At 67.9% G+C, this 17,021-nt stretch carries 20 protein-coding genes; all 20 read left to right on the plus strand.

Going from position 1 to position 17,021, the window contains the following annotated elements; all coding sequences use genetic code 11:
- The first annotated feature begins 194 nt into the window (after positions 1-194).
- The 20 genes from PMI14_RS13915 to PMI14_RS14005 all read left to right on the plus strand — a co-directional run bounded on the left by PMI14_RS13915 (position 195) and on the right by PMI14_RS14005 (position 16,996).
- Entirely contained in the window at positions 195-683 is a 489-nt protein-coding gene (locus tag PMI14_RS13915) for a hypothetical protein (protein ID WP_157405893.1), read from the plus strand.
- 196 nt (positions 684-879) lie between these two features.
- Positions 880-3,372 carry a hypothetical protein gene (locus tag PMI14_RS13920; protein ID WP_007855368.1) on the plus strand — a complete coding sequence of 831 codons (2,493 nt, stop codon included), beginning with the start codon at positions 880-882 and terminating at the stop codon, positions 3,370-3,372.
- A complete protein-coding gene (locus PMI14_RS13925) occupies positions 3,369-3,785 on the plus strand; it encodes a hypothetical protein (RefSeq protein WP_035203777.1) in 417 nt (138 codons plus the stop codon). Before PMI14_RS13920 ends, PMI14_RS13925 begins: the two co-directional genes overlap by 4 nt.
- Positions 3,786-3,873: 88 nt before the next feature.
- A complete protein-coding gene (locus PMI14_RS34875; protein WP_007855373.1) occupies positions 3,874-4,020 on the plus strand; it encodes a hypothetical protein in 147 nt (48 codons plus the stop codon).
- Positions 4,021-4,041: 21 nt separating this feature from the next.
- Positions 4,042-4,182 carry a hypothetical protein gene (locus PMI14_RS34880; protein WP_157405894.1) on the plus strand — a complete coding sequence of 47 codons (141 nt, stop codon included), beginning with the start codon at positions 4,042-4,044 and terminating at the stop codon, positions 4,180-4,182.
- A gap of 251 nt (positions 4,183-4,433) precedes the next feature.
- Entirely contained in the window at positions 4,434-5,525 is a 1,092-nt protein-coding gene (locus PMI14_RS13935) for a hypothetical protein (protein WP_007855375.1), read from the plus strand.
- A gap of 75 nt (positions 5,526-5,600) precedes the next feature.
- Complete coding sequence (locus tag PMI14_RS13940) at positions 5,601-6,593, plus strand: N4-gp56 family major capsid protein (protein WP_007855377.1); 993 nt, start codon at positions 5,601-5,603, stop codon at positions 6,591-6,593.
- Positions 6,594-6,657: 64 nt separating this feature from the next.
- Entirely contained in the window at positions 6,658-6,999 is a 342-nt protein-coding gene (locus PMI14_RS13945) for a hypothetical protein (protein WP_007855378.1), read from the plus strand.
- Between the two features lie 18 nt (positions 7,000-7,017).
- Entirely contained in the window at positions 7,018-7,716 is a 699-nt protein-coding gene (locus tag PMI14_RS13950) for a hypothetical protein (RefSeq protein ID WP_007855380.1), read from the plus strand.
- Positions 7,713-9,761 (plus strand): hypothetical protein, encoded by a 2,049-nt coding sequence (locus PMI14_RS13955; protein ID WP_007855382.1) that lies wholly within the window; start codon positions 7,713-7,715, stop codon positions 9,759-9,761. The genes PMI14_RS13950 and PMI14_RS13955 overlap by 4 nt, the downstream gene beginning before the upstream one ends.
- 22 nt (positions 9,762-9,783) lie before the next feature.
- Positions 9,784-10,227: a hypothetical protein gene (locus tag PMI14_RS13960; protein ID WP_007855383.1), complete on the plus strand. Its 444-nt coding sequence runs from the start codon at positions 9,784-9,786 to the stop codon at positions 10,225-10,227.
- Between the two features lie 5 nt (positions 10,228-10,232).
- Positions 10,233-10,541, plus strand: a complete 309-nt coding sequence (locus PMI14_RS13965) for a hypothetical protein (RefSeq protein WP_007855384.1) — start codon at positions 10,233-10,235, stop codon at positions 10,539-10,541.
- Between the two features lie 221 nt (positions 10,542-10,762).
- Positions 10,763-11,539, plus strand: a complete 777-nt coding sequence (locus PMI14_RS13970) for a beta-ketoacyl synthase chain length factor (RefSeq protein WP_007855386.1) — start codon at positions 10,763-10,765, stop codon at positions 11,537-11,539.
- Positions 11,532-12,308 carry a 1-acyl-sn-glycerol-3-phosphate acyltransferase gene (locus PMI14_RS13975; protein WP_007855387.1) on the plus strand — a complete coding sequence of 259 codons (777 nt, stop codon included), beginning with the start codon at positions 11,532-11,534 and terminating at the stop codon, positions 12,306-12,308. Before PMI14_RS13970 ends, PMI14_RS13975 begins: the two co-directional genes overlap by 8 nt.
- Positions 12,295-12,555: a phosphopantetheine-binding protein gene (locus PMI14_RS13980; protein WP_007855388.1), complete on the plus strand. Its 261-nt coding sequence runs from the start codon at positions 12,295-12,297 to the stop codon at positions 12,553-12,555. Before PMI14_RS13975 ends, PMI14_RS13980 begins: the two co-directional genes overlap by 14 nt.
- Before the next feature lie 35 nt (positions 12,556-12,590).
- Positions 12,591-12,851 (plus strand): acyl carrier protein, encoded by a 261-nt coding sequence (locus tag PMI14_RS13985; protein WP_007855389.1) that lies wholly within the window; start codon positions 12,591-12,593, stop codon positions 12,849-12,851.
- A 29-nt stretch (positions 12,852-12,880) separates the two neighbouring features.
- On the plus strand, positions 12,881-13,432 hold the full coding sequence (locus tag PMI14_RS13990; protein ID WP_007855390.1) for a hypothetical protein: 552 nt from the start codon (positions 12,881-12,883) through the stop codon (positions 13,430-13,432).
- A gap of 74 nt (positions 13,433-13,506) precedes the next feature.
- Positions 13,507-15,222 carry an AMP-binding protein gene (locus PMI14_RS13995; protein ID WP_007855391.1) on the plus strand — a complete coding sequence of 572 codons (1,716 nt, stop codon included), beginning with the start codon at positions 13,507-13,509 and terminating at the stop codon, positions 15,220-15,222.
- A complete protein-coding gene (locus PMI14_RS14000; protein ID WP_007855393.1) occupies positions 15,219-15,998 on the plus strand; it encodes a glycosyltransferase family 2 protein in 780 nt (259 codons plus the stop codon). Before PMI14_RS13995 ends, PMI14_RS14000 begins: the two co-directional genes overlap by 4 nt.
- Complete coding sequence (locus tag PMI14_RS14005) at positions 15,995-16,996, plus strand: acyltransferase (RefSeq protein ID WP_007855398.1); 1,002 nt, start codon at positions 15,995-15,997, stop codon at positions 16,994-16,996. The genes PMI14_RS14000 and PMI14_RS14005 overlap by 4 nt, the downstream gene beginning before the upstream one ends.
- Positions 16,997-17,021 lie beyond the last annotated feature (25 nt).

Here is a 17,021-nt window from a genome sequence, read left to right on the forward strand (position 1 = left end):
CCACCGGGACCGGGCTGGCCATTGATTGATTGCAGCGGCCCCACCTGCCCCTATGATCCAGGGATGGCAGAAGTTTGCATTTTCCACTCCACAGACCGTTGCACAGTGCCCTCACCGTGCGCAGGGGATGGAATGCTGCCAGCGCAAGAGAAGAGGGCGGACACCTAGCCATGCCGTCCCCGGTACCCCCCGTGGTGCCCAAGCGTCTCAGTACCTTCCCGACGTTGTGGGCGTTTCTGTTCAGCCGCAGGCGCTTTGCCGACATGGCGGCCGCGCACGACCTGGCCATCATCATCCAGCCGGCGGACCAGCTCGCGCGCTACAAGGCGGGCGGGTGGAGCACCGGCACCGAGCTGGAGGCCCTGCGCCAGGCGTCGCTGGAGCGCCTGTTGCGCACGCGCGCGCAGTTCTGGCGTGCGGGCCTGGCCATCGTGGGCGTGTTCATGCTGCTGGTCATCATGTACTCGGGCCTGGGTCGGCCGCTGGAACTGGAGTTCCCGAACGACATGGGCAAGGTCCTGGCCGCCCTGGGCGCCATCTTCGCCACCTGGGGCTCGGTGATCCAGCTCACGGGCGTGGAGTCGTGGTCCGGCGAAAGCGCGGACGAAAAGCTGCGCAGCATGTTGTTCCAGGCCATGTTCGTGCTGGGCGGGACATTTGCGCTGATCGGGGTGCTGTGGTGAGGCGCGACCGTTGGTGACCTCCGCCCTCCAGTAGCCCGCCCAGTGCGGGCTTTTTTCTGGAAGTTGTTTCGCCCAGGTCGGAGGGCTTGTGGCAAAGCGGGATCGTGGCCTTCGCATATATGCAGATCCTATGCGGCCGACCGGTCCCTGAGGACAGTGGCAGTCCGATCCACTCATCCTTGCCCGAGGGCCGCTGATGAACCTTTTCAAGCTGGCCTGGCCTGGTGCTGCGGATGACCAGGAAGATATGTCCGAGCAGCAGGTCATCACTTCAGCACAGGCCTGGCGCGGAGCAGGTGGGGGCAGAGGGGCCACTTCTGGCATGCGGCTTGATACCGACAGCGGCCAGCGCGAATGGGCGGTGGAGCAAGAAGTGCAGCGGCTTGCAGCGATCAACCCTGCCAGCCGCGAGAGGCTGCGCGCGCTGGCGCAGTTCAATCTGTCCCAGCCTGTCATCGAGCCAAAGCCTGTGGACCGGGAGGCGCAATACATGGCACGGGGCTATGCGTCCGCCGATGCCGCTGCCAACGCACAGTTCGACGCCAACCTGGAACAGCGCCTGAATGCGCGGGCGCACAAGGCGCGCCCCGACGCCGCCACCGGCGAGCGCATCGTGCAGCGCTACAACCCGAATTCCGAGCGCGAGCGCGTGGTCGCCGAAGCAAAGGAAATGCATGCGCTGCGCGCCGATGCCCGACAGCGCGCTGCGGCGCAGGAGATGCCCTCTGTGGTGCGGGGCCTGGCGCAGGGGGCGGCCGGACTCTATGCCACCTCCATGGGGGCGTTTGGCTTGGCGGGCGAGTTGACCGGAAATGAAGATCTGCGCGACTGGGGCCTGGAGGGGTACCGGGAGACCATGCGCGGCGTCAACAACATCCGCCATGCGCCGACCTTCACCGGCATTCGCAGCACGGGCGATGCGGTGGAGTGGGCGCTGGAGAACAGCGGCTATGCGGGCTTTCAGGCGGCGACCACCATCCTCTCGGCAGGCATGGGCGGCCTGATCGCCAACACCGTGGGCAAGAAGGCGCTGGGAGAGGCGGTCGGTATTGCCTTGAACAGCACGGTGCAGACTTTCGGTTCGGTCTATGGCGAAGCGGCCGAGGAGGCGCGCAGGAGCGGCAAGCCACTCGATCTGCCCACGATGCTGGCCGGTGCCACGGTCTCCACCGCCATCGACACGCTTGCGGACAGGATCGGCCTGAACGCTCTGAGCACCCAGACATTCAAAGGCAACGCGCTGGAACGCCTGGGCAAGTCCGTGGGCACCCAGATGGCTGTGCAGGGGGGCACCGAAGCCGCACAACGCGTACCCGAAGAATTGGGCGCTGGCCGAGATCCGCTTCGTAAGGGAACTGGCGCCCAGTATGTGGATGACTTCGCAGCCGGTGCCCTGTTCGGCGCCCACGCTGGCACGGTAGGCGGCTTGCGCGGCGGTGAACCAACGGGAGCGTCAGCCCAGCCTGGAACACACAGGGCCGATGTGCCACTGGTTGGGGAGCAGCACACCACGCCGACCCCACCAGTGCATGCCGAACAGGCTTCTGCATTGCCTGAGGACTACTTGCCCGTGCCCTCCGACCTGCCGCCTGATCGCGCTCTGGGCGGGGCCGAGCGCGCGAACCCGCCAGCGGCGCAAGCGGGCTCTGAGCGTGCGATGGTAAGCGAGCCTGCCGCGCACATGGCACAGGCAACAATGGATCCTCAGGGGGGTGCAGCGCAAGCCGAGCCGGCTCAGGAAGTGGCCCAACCTATGGCCGCTGCTGTCCTGCGGATGGACACGCAGCCCACTGGGACGCTGGCCGTGACGGGAGATCCGGCGCTCATCCGCGACGCATTGCTGCAGGCGGGTGTTGTTGCTGAGGACATCTTTCCAGGATCGCAAGGCGCTTTGGTGGCGCCCCGAAGTGCCGAGCGCGCCTGGGGGACATTGTCGCCCCTTGCGCAGGCTCTGGACGCAGGTTCAGGGCGCCAGGGGCCTGTCTTGCCGGTCGCATCCCCTGCCTTGACTCCTTCGCATCCGGGAATGGTTTTGTTGGATGGAGGCTCGCTGGCGGTAACGGGCGGTGATCCTGCCGAAATTGTGGATCAACTCCTTCGGGCTGGGATCGCAGAGACTGAGCGGCTGCAAATTCCAGGAGGGGTGCTGGTGCCGCCAGGCAGTGTCCAGAAAGTGCTGCAGATTTTCTCGGCTACAGGTGCTGAAAAGCTTGTGCCAGCGCGCTCTGGTTTTCACAATGGTGCACAGGCATTCGATGGGCCGCCTGCCTGGCCCATGCATGCATTGCCGCCAGGGCCGGTTTTTGCGAATCGATTTCCCGACGACGCAAGAGAGCTTCGCGATATGCCGGTCTTGACGACAGACCAAGCGTTGAGAATGCCTGCAAATGTTCTCTATGTGGTCAAGGAAAATGGTGCGTTGATCATGGCGCGCAAACCGCACGATCCGGGAGGTTTTGGCCATGTTGATCTGGCACGAGGAGAAAAGGTCATTGCCGCCGGTGAAGCCAAGGTGCTGTGGGGAACTGTCAAGTACATCGATAACGCATCAGGCCACTACCTCCCCAACGGAGACGCAGCGGCGGCGGCCGCAGTCAAGGCCTTTCGAAACCATGGCTTCCAAGTTTCTGATGAAAGATACATCAACAAAATCTTTGACTTCAAGAGCAGGAAATGGGTGAAGAAATGAATGATCTCATCGTCGAAAATTTCAATACGTTGTGTCAAAAATTCCGCTCTGTGAACTACGCTGAAACCGGCGAAGATGAGATGGAGCCTTTGTACGAGGAACTGCTAGGTCTTTTGCAGCGTAACGCTCAGCACCGCCAGCAGTTGGCGCAGCTCCTTATGGACGACATCCGTCGGCAGCGGTATGGCGGGCGGCAGGGCGAGATATGCTTTTCGGATACCGCCATAGGGTATTGCATGCGAGAACTTCGTTGGCCGGAAATCCTGGCGTTTGCTCAGCAGGAGAATTTCGAGTTCCACTCCAGAAAGATGTCAACCGCCTTGCATAGCATTTTGGAGGCCTACGACGATGAATGGCCAGATGCAGTATTTTTTCGTCGCTTCGGTGGCGGCAGGGATGCTTTGGGCGGTTGAGTTTTCTGATTTGTGATCGCCCGATTTTGGAGTGTCCTGTGCCCAGGGGCAATTTCGTCTGCACCCGATAAACCCAAGTAGGATTGAGATGGATCGCTACGCAGGCAAATCCTTTTTGAGGCTGCTGGACAGCTACTTTCTGGATGTGATCGGCCAGTTGGGGGAGGCTCAGAACCCTGCACTGGTTGCCATGCAGCCGCGATTGGCCGCGGTGTACCGCGACCGGGGGTCGTAGCAGGAGATCGTGGCCAGGCAGATGGATTTTCCACCGGGCGTGACCGATCGGGTGCAGATGTTCTCGAGCAGCTACCAGGAGGTATGCCAGATAAATCGGCTGCAGCCCGATGCGCTCGCCTTTGTGGCGTCTTTCGTCCGCCAGAATTTTTCCGACATCTGATGGGGAATCCGATGAACCAAGCCCGCCAAGTGCGGGCTTTTTTTTGCTCTGCGTACCGTGAACGCCACCATCGTCACTGCTCCTCCAGACCCGGCAGGGCTTTGAAACAGCGGCATATATGCCACCCCTTCAGCGCGCTCGCCTCTTCGCGGACATTGCTTTCACGGGCGATGCGCCCGGTGTCAGCAACCACCACCCGCCACCACTGCCTCTGGCCCCGCGGGCCACGCCGAAGAAGGACCGACCGCACCATGAACACCACCGACAGCAGCAACAGCAACACCAGCCACGCCACCGCAGGCAGCCTGGAACCCGGCGAGGGCGCCGCCAGCGCAATGGATGCCGAGGACCAGATGGTGCAGGCGCTGGATGCTCTGCGCCAGGAGCGTGCGGAAACGGGTGGTGACGCGCAGGTGTCCACCGCCACCATGCCGGCAGGTCCCGATGGGGACTTGCCCGCAGCAATGGCGATGGGCGCCGAGGCCACCGGCACCGATGCCGCGCAGACCCGTGCGCGCCAAGCCGCCGCGCAGCACAGCGACCGGGCCGGCAACCCCGACCCCGCCGAGCTGCTGCGCCGCACGCAGGAAGAGCTGCACAAGGCGCGCAGCGAGATGGGCCGCGTGGGCCAGCTCAACCGCTACCTGAACCAGGCACGGGCCGAGCGCGACCGCTTGCTGCAGGAGAACGCGCAGCTCAAGGGCCGTGGCGGCAGGGCTGCGCCGGGCACCCAGGGCGACAGTTCCGCCGCCGCGTCCGCGCGGCTGGCCGAGCTGTCCGCGAAGGTGCAGCAGTTCCCCGAACTGCATGGGCTGGTGGGCGCCGTGCAGCAGGCCCTGCAGGCCGTGGATGCGCAGGCCGCGACGGTGGCCGAGCAGACCGCCGCCCGCATGGTCGAGCCGCTGCACGGCCTGCGCGCCGAGCACGAGCAGCGCGCCCAGGAGCAACGCAGCGCCGCCTACCAGGCCGCGATGCAAACCTTCGAGGCCACCTACCCGAACGCGGTGGAGGTGGTGCGCAGCGCGGACTTCAGCGCCTGGATCGGCACGCAGCCCCAGCCCATCCAGACGGCCTTCTACCAGGGGCAGGACCCCGGTGAGGCGATTGCGGTGATGGATGCGTACGACGCCCACCTGCGCCGCGCGGGCCGCGCCCCCATTGCCCGCTACCCCCAGCAACAACAGCCCGCCGCACAGCGCGCCAGCGCCAATGCCGCCAGGCTGCAGTCGGCGGCCGGCTTGACTTCGCGCGCCAGCGGCGCCCGGGGCGGCCTGCCGCCCGAGGACGATTTCGAAGCCTCGCTGGACTTCTTTCGGCGCCAGCGCCTGGGCGGCCTGGCATAGCCACGGGCTGCGGGGCCGCAGCCGCGCGCTGGCGCACACAGACACGTTTGAATTTTCCGACAAGGAGCCAATCTCATGACCGTTTACGGTGACATCACCCCCCGTACCGCCGCCTATGCGGTGGACAAGATGCTGGAGCGTGCCCAGCCCTCCCTGAACATGGCCAAGTTTGCCGTGGTGACGGCCGTGCCCAAGGGCAAGACCAAGGTCGTCAAGTGGCGCCGCTATGGCCGCCTGGCGCCCACCACCACGCCGCTGACCGAAGGCGTGACGCCCGTGCAGGGCAACATCACCAGCACCGACGTGTCGGCCAACCTGGAGCAGTACGGCCAGCGCGTGCAGATCACCGACGTGATTGCCGACACGCACGAAGACCCGGTGCTCGGCGAACTGAGTGCCTCGCTGGGCGAGACCGCGGGCCAGACGCAGGAGCTGATCCTGTACAACACCATCAAGGCCGGCACGCAGGTGCTGTATGCCAACGGCGTGGCGCGCAACGCGGTGAACACGACGATGACGGCCAACGTGGCGCGCCGCGCCATCCGCCAGCTCAAGGCGCAGGACGCGCGCCCGCTGACCACCGTGCTCAACGCCACCGACGGCGTGGGCACGCTGCCCATCCCTCCGTGCTATGTGTGCTTTGTACACCCCAACGTGGAGATGGACCTGCAGAACCCCGCGTTCTTCCCGGCCGGCTACACGCGCATCCAGAACTACGGCACCTTCAAGCCGCTGTGCGAGAACGAGATCGGCGCGTTCGAGAACATCCGCTTCGTTTCGTCCACGCTGTATGCGCCGCTGGTCAACGCCGGCAATGCCACGCTGAACGGCATGCTGGGGGGCACGGCGGTGGACGTGTACCAGTCGGTCATCGTCGGCAAGGAGGCCTATGCCACGGTGAACCTGTCGGCATCGGGCTCGGGCCTCACGCCCATCGTGGTCAACCCCAAGCCCAGCGACAGCGACCCCATGGGCCAGCGCGGGCACGTGGCTTTCAAGATGTGGTCGGCCGCGGCGATCTTGAACGACGCCTGGATGACCCGCATCGAACATGGTGTGAGCGCCTGACGCCGGCTTGACCCCCGGGGCCGGCATGCAGCCGGCCCCTTCTCTCAACAGAAGGAATACTCCCATGGCAAAAGCACAAGCCAAGGCCGCCGCATTGGCCGAAACCACCGCAGGCACCGACACCGACATCGACGTGGCCGTGCAGCAGCACGGCTTCTCGGGCCAGACGGTCGAGATCAAGCTCTTCAAGGGCGAGCTGCACGAACCGCAGCAGCCCTTCTTCGGGCTCAACAACTACCAGATCCAGATCCAGCGCGAGCGCTGGGTGCGCGTGCCGGTGGAGATGGCCGACCACATCGAAGGCCTGGCCTACACGGTGCGCGAGGCCGACCCCGAGGAGCCCGAGAACATCGACAAGATGCGCTGGGTCGAGAAGCCGCGTTTCCCTCTCCAGCGCAAAAGCTGAGCGGGGAGGGCGCTCACCATGAACTTCCTGCAACTGGCCCGGGCCGTCAAGCGCGAGAGCGGCCTGTCGGGCGGCCCACCGGCCTCGGCCACGACGGCCAGTGGCGACGATTCCCGCGTGTTCGAATGGGTGAACTGGGCCTGGCGCGACATCGCGCTGGCGCACGAGTCCTGGCTGTTTCGCCGCGGCGAGGCGCTCGGCCAGGTGCCGGCCGGCAGCCTGGTGATGGTGCCCGAGGCCGCGGCCCCGGGCTTTGCGCTGGCCGACTTCGCCGCCTGGAAGCCCGCGGCCGACGGCTACCGCCCCAGCGCCTGGCGCGTGGCCGATGGGCAGGTGAGCGAGCATGCGCTGGCCTGGCTCGACTACGAGGCGTTTCGCCAGCGCTTTCTCACGGGCACGCACGCGCCCGGCGCGCTGCAGTACTGGAGCATGGCGCCCGGTGGCGAGTTGCTGGTGGGCCCCACGCCCGATGCGGTGCACATGGTGCGCGCCGCCTACGTGAAGGACGTGGTGGACCTGGTGCTCGACGCCGACGAGCCGGCCCTGCCGGCGCGCTTTCATCCCCTGATCGGCTGGCGTGCGCTGCGCGAATACGGTGGCTTCGATGCGGCCAGCGAGGTCTACCAGCGTGCCGAGCAGAACTACAGCATGGGCTTCTCGGCGCTGGCGCAGTCGCAGCTGCCACGCCCCGGCTTTGGTGCGAGGCCGCTCGCATGACCGGCGAGATGCGCATGCCCGCGCTCAAGACCCAGTACTTCCCGCTGGCGGGCGGGCTCGATGCCGAGTCGGCGCAGCTCACCCTGCGCCCTGGCATGGTCACGGGCGCGATCAACTACGAAAGCTCGGCGCTGGAGGGGTACGAGCGCATCGGCGGTTACGAGCGCTTCGACGGCCGGCCCCGGCCCAGCGATGCGGCCTACAAGTGCCTGCGCGCCGCCACCGCCTTCACCGGCGTGGCCGTGGGGCAGACGGTGGCGGGCACCACCTCCGGCGCCACGGCGGTGGTGCTGTTGCTGCGCAGTGCGGCGCAGATGGTGGTGACCCGGCCCACGGGCGTGTTCGCCGTGGGCGAGGCCCTCACCGTGGCGGGCAGCCCGGTGGGCGTGTTCGACGGCGATGCCTCGGACATCGATGGCTTCGACGACAACGCCTTTGCAGCGCTGGCCGCCGACCACTACCGCGCGGTCATTGGCGCCGTGCCGGGGTCAGGGCCGCTGCGCGGCATTGCCGTATTGAACGGCACGGTCTACGCCTGGCGCGACAACCTGGCCGCCACGGCGTGCAGTATCTACAAGAGTTCGGCCACCGGCTGGGCGCCGGTGTTCCATTACTACGAGCTGGCCTTCAGCGGCGGCAGCGGCACGGAGCCTGCGGTGGGCGCCAACGTCACCAAGGGCGCGGTGTCCGCCATCGTCAAGCGCGTGGTGGTGGAGTCGGGCACCTGGGCAGCGGGCACGGCCAAGGGGCGCTTCATCGTCACCGCGCCCTCGGGCGGCGCGTTCACCGCAGGCGCCTTCACGGCGGGTGTGACGGCCGTGGCTGCCGGTGCCGAGGCGGCTATCACCCAACTGCCCGGCGGCCGGCTCGATGCCGTGGTCTACAACTTCAACGGCCGGGCAGGGCAGCAGCGCATTTATGGCGCCGATGGCGTGAACCGCGGTTTCGAGTTCGACGGCGAGGTGCTGGTGCCGCTGGCCACCGGCATGGCGGCGGACAAGCCCGTGCACTGCGTGGCGCACAAGAACCACCTGTTCTTCAGCTTCGAGGGCTCGGTGCAGCACAGCGCCGTGGGCGATCCCTGCCGCTGGTCTGCCGTGGTGGGCGCGGCCGAGATCGCGGCCGGTGATGTGGTCACGGGCTTCCAGGTGCTGCCGTCGGACGCCGAGGGCGGCGCGCTCATGGTGTTTGCCGCCGAGCGCACCTGGGTGCTGTATGGCAGCAGCAGCGCCGACTGGCGCTTCGTGAACTTTGCCGACGACGTGGGCGCCCAGCGCGGCAGCGTGCAGAACCTGGGGCGCGTGCTGGTGTTCGACACCCTGGGCGTGGCCGTGGTCAGCGCCACGCAGGCCTTCGGCAACTTCGAGCGGCTGCCGCTGTCCTCGCGCATCCAGCGCCTGCTCAAGGCGCGCCAGGTCACAGCCTCGGTGGTCAACCGGGCCGACAAGCGCATGCGCCTGTTCTTTGCCACGGGCGAAAGCCTGAGCGTCACGCCCATCCCCACGGCCGACGGCGGCAGCGCGCTGGCCTTCATGCCCATCGACTACGGGCGCACGGTGCGCTGCACCTGCGATGCGGTGGTGGGCGGCGAGCACCGCAACTTCTTCGGCAGCGACGACGGCCATGTCTACGAGGCCGACCGGGGCCGCAGCTTCGATGGCGCTCCGATCCAGGCCTACCTGCGCCTGGCCTTCAACCACACCAAGAGCCCGATGGAGAAAAAGCGCTTTCGGCGTGTGGACCTGGAGAGCAAGAACCGCAGCGCCTGTCGCCTGCTGGTGCAGGGCGAGTACAGCCTGGGCAAGCCCGACGTGGGCCTGACCGACGTGGTGCATGTGCTGCAGAACGCCGGCGGCGCCTACTACAGCGTGAGCAACTACGGCCAGAGCTACTACAGCGTGCCCGCCAACGTGCTCTCCAAGGTGCGCCTGGACGGCGTGGGCACCGACCTCAGCCTGAACATCGTGAGCACCGCGCGCGACGAACTGCCCCACACGCTGCAGAGCGTGTCGGTGGTGTACACGCCGCGGCGCCTGGATCGATAGCTACCAAGGAGCAACAACACCCATGGCCAACACTTTCTACCACCGCGTCTTCAACCCGCTGCCCGGCCAGCGCGTGGACGAGCAGGTCCTCAAGGACGAGTTCCAGCGCGTCGAGCTGGGCTTCGACGGCGTGGCCACCAAGGCCGGGCAGGTCGATGCCGGCCTGGCCACCAAGGCCAACCTGGCCGGCGGCAACGCCTTCACGGGCGACCAGTCCATCGCCGGCCACCTGGCTGCAGCCGGCACCGTCACCGCCGCCACGCCGCTGCCACCGGGCGACAACAGCCAGGCCCTGGCCAGCACGAACTGGGTGCGGGCCTGGGTCAGCTCCCAGGCCGGTGGCGCCTTGGGCCTGCCCGTGGCGCCGGTGCAGGCCCAACCGCTGGCGCTGTTCGTGACCCAGGGCGTGCAGCAGTGGGCCCCGGTGCAGTCGCGCAGCAAGGTTTTCTATCTTTCAGGAGCTTGATCGACATGGCAAACGGACGCCTTTTTGCACTGGACCTGGCCGCGGCCACGGCCACCACCCTCTACCAGCCGGCCACGCAGACCGGCACGCTCACGCTGTCGCTGGTCAACCGCAACACCTCGGCCGTGCTGGCCCGCGTGGCCCTGGCCGCCGCGGCCACACCCACCGACGCGGAGTGGATCGAGTACGACGTGTACCTGGCGCCCTCGGGCGTGCTCGAACGCACGGCCATCGTCGTCGGGCCGGGCCAGTACCTGGTGGCGCGCACGAGCGCAGCCGGGGTGTCGGCCGTGGGCTTCGGGTTCGAGGAATAGGGCAGGGCGGTCGCTCTTTGTCGCCAGGATGCAACGCTGGATGGCCTCCCCCATTTGGGTGAAGTCGTTGTAACCCTTTGTATGGGGGGCGTTGCCCGCATGGGGCGCCGATTTGTGTGCACATGTAACCGTAAAACTGCCGCCGCCAGGGGGCTTTCTGAGATAATTGCCCCGTGTGTGCCGTACACACGCCAAGCAATCAAAGAAATCGGGAGAGGGCTGTGCGCGCTGCGTTCGCCGTTCGGGCGTGGGCTGCGATAGCACCGGGCCTGCAAAGTCAGGAGCAATGGCTGCAGTGGGCCAAGGCACCGGTGTGCCCCGTGGGGGGCACGGCGGTCGAGCTGCCCCACGTGCCCGCCATGGCGCGGCGCCGCCTGGGTCACCTGGCGAAGATGGCCGTGAGTGTGGCCGACAGCGTGCTGCCACCCGAAGAGGGCGCCGACATCCCCGTGGTCTGGGCCTCGCGCTACGGCGATGCCGACAAGGCGCTGTCCCTGCTGCGCTCCCAGGCCCAGGATGAACCCCTGTCGCCCACCGCCTTCGGCCTGTCGGTGCACAACGCCGTCGGCGCGCAGCACTCCATCCTGCGCGGCATGCGCGCCAACGCGGTCTGCGTCGCGTCCTCGCACTGCGCGCCCGAAGCCGGCGTCGTCGAGGCCGTGGGCCTGCTGCAGGATGCCGAGCCCGGTGCGGCCGAGGTGCTGCTGGTCTGCTACGACGAACCGCTGCCGCCCGGCTACGCTGCGTTCCACGACGAGCCCGTGGCCGAATACGCCTGGGCCGCACTGCTGGCGCCCCTGCAGGCCGGCGAAGCGGGCTTTGCACTGCAGGCACTCGATGCGGCGCCACAGGGCGACGAAGAGACCCCGGGGCGTGGCGGGGCCGGTGTCTTGCCGCATGGGCTCGATGCCCTGCATTTTCTGCTGAAGGGCGAGCGGCAACACCTGGTGCATGGCCATGCATCGGGCCAATGGATGTGGGAGCGCGTGCATGCTTGAAGTCATCAACCGGGCCTGGCGTATCGTGGCCACGGGATTCTGCTTTTCCGTGTTCGGCCTGGGCGGCCTGGTGCTGCGCTGCGTGGTGTGCCCGGTGTTCACGCTGGTGGTGCGCGATCCGGCGCGCCAGCAGCAGCTCTCGCAGGCCGCCATCCACCACTGCTTTCGCTGGTTCGTGGGACTCATGAACTTTGTGGGCGTGATCTCCTACGAGGTGCATGGCCGCGAGCGCCTGCAGCGCCGGGGTCTCTTGATCCTGGCCAACCACCCCTCGCTGATCGACGTGGTGTTCCTGATCTCCTTCGTGCGCCATGCGGACTGCATCGTCAAGGCGGCGCTGGCACACAACCCCTTCATGCGCGGCCCGATCCGGGCGGCGGGCTTCATCACCAACGGCGACGGCGCCGGGCTGCTGGAGGACTGCGTGCGCTCGCTCAAGGGCGGCAACAACCTCATCATCTTCCCGGAGGGCACGCGCACGCCCGTGCAGGGCGCCAACCGCCTGCAGCGCGGGGCCGCCCACGTGGCGGTGCGCGGGCGCATCGACATCACGCCCGTGCACATCCACAGCAGCCTGCCCATGCTGACCAAGGGCACGCCGTGGTGGAAGGTGCCCGCGCGCAAGCCGCACTTCACCATCGAAGTGCGGCCCGATATTGCGGTGGAAGAATTCTGTGACTCGGCCGCCAGCGACACCCTGGCTGCGCGCCATGTGACCGAGCATCTGTCCGTACAACTTTTCAAGGGGCCTGCCAGTGCTTCAACTTGAGCAAGAAATCAAAGAAATCATCATCTCCTCGCTCGCGCTCGAAGACATCGCGCCCGAGGACATTGACCCTGCGGCGCCGTTGTTCGTCGAGGGCCTGGGCCTCGACTCCATCGACGCCCTGGAGCTGGGCCTGGCCCTGCAAAAGCGCTACGGCCTGAGCATGTCGGCCGACTCGGAGCAGACGCGCAAGCACTTTGGCAGCGTGCAGGCGCTGGCCGCCTTCGTGGCCGCCAGCCGCACGCACTGACTGATTGAAGCGCTCGGCATTCACGGAAATCCAACATGAACAAAGAAGCCATCTACGAACGCATCGCCGCCATCCTGCAGGAGACGTTTGAAATCGACGCCGCCCGCATCACGCCCGAGGCCCGCCTGTACGACGACCTGGACATCGACAGCATCGATGCCGTGGACCTGATCGTGCAGCTCAAGCCCTGGGTGGGCAAGCGCCTGAATGCCGACGCCTTCAAGTCGGTGCGCACCGTGCAGGACGTGGTCGACGCGCTGCACCGGCTGGTGAACGACGCCGCTTCCACGGCCTGAGCGCGCGGGCAAGCAGCCAGCCTTCCATCATGCACAAGCTCGTGACCACCGTTCTGGTGGTGCTGACGGTGCTGTACCCGCTGGGCGTGTACCTTGCCATGGGGCACGTGGCGCCGCAGTGGCTGGCAGTGCTGCTGGTGGCGCTGGCCGTGCTGCGCGCCGTGGTCACGCGCCAGCGCTTCTGGTGGGCCGTGGCCTCGGGCGCAGCGGTGCTGGCCCTGGCCGCCTGGTGGCAGGGCGATGCGCTGGCCGTCAAGCTCTACCCGGTGCTGGTCAACGCCGTGCTGCTGGTGGTGTTCGCGGTGAGCCTGCGCTACCCGCCCACGGTGATCGAACGGGTGGCCCGGTTGACCGCCCCCGACCTGCCCCCAGCCGGGGTACGCTACACCCGCAAGGTGACCGCCGTGTGGTGCCTGTTCTTCGTGGCCAACGGCGCAGTGGCGGCCTATACCGCCGCCTTCAGCAGCGATGCCACCTGGGCGCTGTACAACGGGCTCATCGCTTATGTGCTGATGGGCTGCCTGATGGGCGCCGAGTGGTGCGTGCGCCAGTGGGTCAAGCGCCGCAGCGCGCTGGCGTGACCCTGCGATAGAGAGTCAGTCAGATTTTTCGTCCGTCCCTGTCCAAACAACTCCAAGAATCAGGAATCGAGCAAGTGAACACGTTTACAGCGCTGTCCGAAGTGGCCCTGCCGCAGGCCCGTGCGGCCGCGCATGAAGTCGCGGCCACCGGTGGCCGCACGCTGCAGCATGCGGACTGGGTGCGCGCCGTGCAGGCCTGGTGCGCAGCCTTCCAGAAAGTGCAGGGCACCGAGGTGGGCCTGTATTTCGACGACCCACTGGCCTTTGCCGCCGCCCTCTGGGGCGCCTGGCATGCGGGCAAGACGCCGGTGCTGGCCAGCGACCTGCAGCCGCATACCCTGGCGCACCTGCTGCCCCAGGTACAGGCCTGCGCAGGCCTGCTGCCCGGTGCCATCGGGCCCGACGACGCGGGGGCTGGCGCTGTGTCGCCGCAGCCCCTGTCGCTGCGCACAGCGCAGGTGGTGCTGTTCACCTCGGGCTCCACGGGCGTGCCCGAGCGCATCGCCAAGTACCTGTCGCAGCTCGATGCCGAGGTGCATGCCCTGCAGGCGGTCTTTGGCCCCATGGCGGATGCGCCCGCACTGCGCACCCTGGCCACCGTGTCGCACCAGCACATCTACGGCCTGTTGTTCCGCGTGCTGTGGCCGCTGGCAGCAGGGCGGCGCCTGGGCACCGAATTCCTGCGCTACCCCGAGGAGCTGGTGGCCCAGCTCGCGCAGCCCGGCCCCGCGCTGCTGGTCTCCAGCCCCGCCATGCTCAGCCGCCTGCCGCAGCAGCTCGACTGGGCGGCCGCGTCCCAGGGCCTGCGTGGCATCTTCTCGTCGGGCGGGCCCTTGCCGCCCGAGGCCTCGGCCCATGCGCTGGCCTTGCTCGGCCATTCCACCACCGAGGTCTTCGGCAGCTCCGAAACCGGCGGCATCGCCTGGCGCCGCCGCGCGGAGCAGGGCGATGCCTGGCAGCCCCTGCCGGGCGTGGAGGTGCGCCTGGCCGACAGCGGTTGCCTCTCGGTGCGCTCGGGTCACCTGCCCGATGCCACCGCCTGGTGGGAGACAGCCGACCGCGCGCTGCCGCAAAAGGCCGGCGCCGGCTTCGTGCTGCAGGGCCGGGCCGACCGCATCGTGAAGATCGCCGAAAAGCGCGTCTCGCTGACCGCCATGGAAAACGCGCTGCTGGCCAGCGACTGGGTGGCCGCGGCCAGGGCCGTGGTGCTCGAATCACCGCCCGCCGCAGCCCGCGTGGGCATGGTGCTTGAATTGAGCGACGCCGGCTGGCAGGCCCTGCAGCAACAGGGCCGCAGGCAGATGGGCGCTGCGCTGCGTGCACTGCTCGTGCCCCTGGTGGACCGCGTGGCCCTGCCGCGCAGCTGGCGCTACGTGGCCCGCCTGCCGCAGAACGCGCAGGGCAAGACCACGCAGCACGACCTGCTGGCGCTGTTTCGCCCCCTCATGCCGCAGCCCGAGTGGACCGAGCGCGGCGAACACCAGGCCACGGCCACCCTGCTGGTGGATGCCGGGCTGCGCGTGCTCGAGGGCCACTTCCCCGGTGCGCCCATCGTGCCCGGCGTGGCGCAGCTGCACTGGGTGGTCACCCTGGGTCAGCAGGCCTTCGGCATCCCCGCGGCCTTCCTGCGTGCCGAGGTGGTCAAGTTCCAGCAGCCCATCCTGCCCGGCGCCAGCGTGCAGGTGCAGCTGCAGTGGGTGCCCGACAAGGGCTACCTGCAGTTCGCGCTGACCTCCAGCCGCGGGCCGCATGCCAGCGGGCGCCTGGTGCAAGGGGAGGGGGCCGCATGAGCGTCGCCGCGTTGTTCAACCCCGTCGCCATCATCCCGGTCTACAACCACCCGACGACCATCGGCGCCATGGTGCAGGGCGTGCTCGCCGCGGGCCTGCACTGCATCCTGGTCGACGATGGCTGCGAGCCCGGCTGCGCTGCCGTGCTCGATGCCCTGGCCGTGCAGCATGGCGAACAGGTCACGCTGCTGCGCCTGCCGCAGAACCAGGGCAAGGGCGGTGCGGTGATGACCGGCATGCGCCATGCGCTGGCAGCGGGCCACAGCCACGCGCTGCAGATCGACGCCGACGGCCAGCACGCCGTGGCCGACATCCCCGCCTTCATCGCGCTGGCCCGCGCGCAACCCGGTGCCATGGTCTGCGGCGCCCCGCGCTACGACGCCAGCGTGCCCAAGGCGCGCCTGTACGGCCGCTATGCCACCCACGTGTGGGTGTGGATCAACACCTTGTCGCTGGACATCGAGGACTCGATGTGCGGCTTTCGCGTCTACCCGCTGCGCGAGGCCATCGGCGTGATGGACGGCGCGCGCATCGGCAAGCACATGGAGTTCGACACCGAGATCCTCGTGCGCATGCACTGGAAGGGCGTGCCCTTCATCACCCAGCGCACGGCCGTGACCTACCCGCAGGACGGACTCTCGCACTTTCGCGTGTGGCGCGACAACGTGCTCATCTCGGGCATGCACACGCGCCTGTTCGGCGGCATGCTGCTGCGCAGCCCGCTGCTGCTGGCGCGCAAGCTCCTGGGCCGGCGCGGCGCAGGGCAGGCGGCATGACGGCTCCCACGCCCGCACCCGGGCCGCAGGCGGCCCCGCCTCCCGCTGCCCCGCACTGGGCGCAGCTGGGCGAGAACACCTTTGTCGCAGGCATGTGGCTCATGGTCCAGGTGCACCGATTCCTCGGGCGCTGGCCCTTTTTGCTGTGCCTGTACCCCATCGTCGCCTACTACTGGCTGGCCAGCCCGGTAGCGCGCCGCGCATCGCTGCAGTACCTGCAGCGCATGCAGGCGGCCCACGGCCTGTGGCCCCGCATGCCGGGCTGGCGCCAGAGCCAGCGGCACTTTCGCATGTTTGCGCAGGTGATCCTGGACAAGCTGCTCGCGCTCAGCGGGCGCTACCGCTTCGACCGCGTGGCTTTCACCGGGCGCGAGCCGCTCAACGCGCTGCTCGCGCAGGGCCAGGGCGCCGTGGTGGTCACCGCGCACATGGGCTGCATCGAACTGTGCCGCGCGGTGGCCGAGCGGCGCTCGGGCCTGCGGCTGAGCATCCTCGTGCACACGGCCCATGCCGAGCGCTTCAACCGCGTGCTGCAGCGCCTGGCGCCCGACAGCGGCGTGCAACTGCTGCAGGTGACCGAGTTCAATGCCGCCACGGCCATGATGCTGGCCGAGCGCGTGGCGCGCGGCGAGCTCATCGCCATCGCCGGCGACCGCGTGCCGGTGCGCGAAAGCCGCGTCACGCACGCCCCGTTCCTCGGGCACCAGGCGCCGTTCCCTTGCGGGCCCTACATCCTGGCCTCGGTGCTCGAATGCCCGCTGTACTTCATGGGCTGCGTGCACGAGGGCGCGGGCTATGCAGTGGAGTTCGTGCCGCTGGCCGAGCGCGTGCTGCTGCCCCGTGCCCGGCGCGAGCAGGCGCTGGCCGAGTACGCTGCCCTGTTTGCCCAGCAGCTCGAACGCATGCTGCGCAAGGCGCCCTATGACTGGTTCAACTTCTTTCCCTTCTGGGAACAGGGCGCGCCCGCACGCCCTGCTCACGCTGCCCACACTGCATGATCCACTTTCACGCCACCCCATCGAC

This window comes from Acidovorax sp. CF316 (genome assembly GCF_000276605.1).
Lineage (GTDB): Bacteria > Pseudomonadota > Gammaproteobacteria > Burkholderiales > Burkholderiaceae_C > Acidovorax.